This window comes from Aliivibrio sp. 1S175 (genome assembly GCF_001690985.1).
Taxonomy (GTDB): domain Bacteria; phylum Pseudomonadota; class Gammaproteobacteria; order Enterobacterales; family Vibrionaceae; genus Aliivibrio.
Map to the genome: position 1 here is coordinate 1746 of NZ_MAJS01000028.1, position 649 is coordinate 2394.

General features: G+C 36.5%; 1 protein-coding gene. It reads right to left on the minus strand.

The genetic code is table 11. The annotated features are described in order from the left end of the window. Window positions 1-10 precede the first annotated feature (10 nt). Entirely contained in the window at window positions 11-400 is a 390-nt protein-coding gene (locus tag A6E06_RS11270) for a hypothetical protein (RefSeq protein WP_141676953.1), read from the minus strand. Between the last annotated feature and the right edge of the window lie 249 nt (window positions 401-649).

The following is a 649-nucleotide window of genomic DNA, read 5'->3' on the forward strand; positions in this document are numbered from 1 at the left end:
GATGCATTTGTTATATGCGCTGCTCAAGTTGATAACTTAACCCACCTAATAACCCAGCAATTTGCTTGTCTGTTAATACGTATTTAGCTTCGTATTTCATTCCTTTAGGAACATCACTATATGGTGCAAGAAACGCTCCTCTACCAGAACCAAAGGTACTTTCAACAAACTCTTTCAATACACTTGGATGGTTCAATGAGTAGGCAGTTCTGAAAATGGATAAATCACCAATATACCCATCGATTTCTATCCAACAATGACCATCCCATTTTTTATTAATAACTTTGCCGCCTAGATTTGATTCAGGAAGATTTGTTTTACATTTAAATATTCGTTTCCCTAATACTTTAAAATCTCCTGCGACAACTATTGCTGGTATATCATATTTATCTCTTAGCATTTGCGCCCAAGCAGCACTAAGTGGAGCGCAAGCCCCCATAGAAGGTGGAACAAAAGAAGTTCTCTAGCCGATTCTAGTAATGGTTGAGGGTGTTTAAGGTTAAAATGAGAATATTCGTTAGCCTCACTTTCTCCCCTATATCTATTAACCAACTGATTTATTGTTATTTTCATTATTTCCTCTAAGCATATAACGCCTGCATAACACGTTTGCTACGATACAGACTTAACTGAATTTTAACGCCTTAAT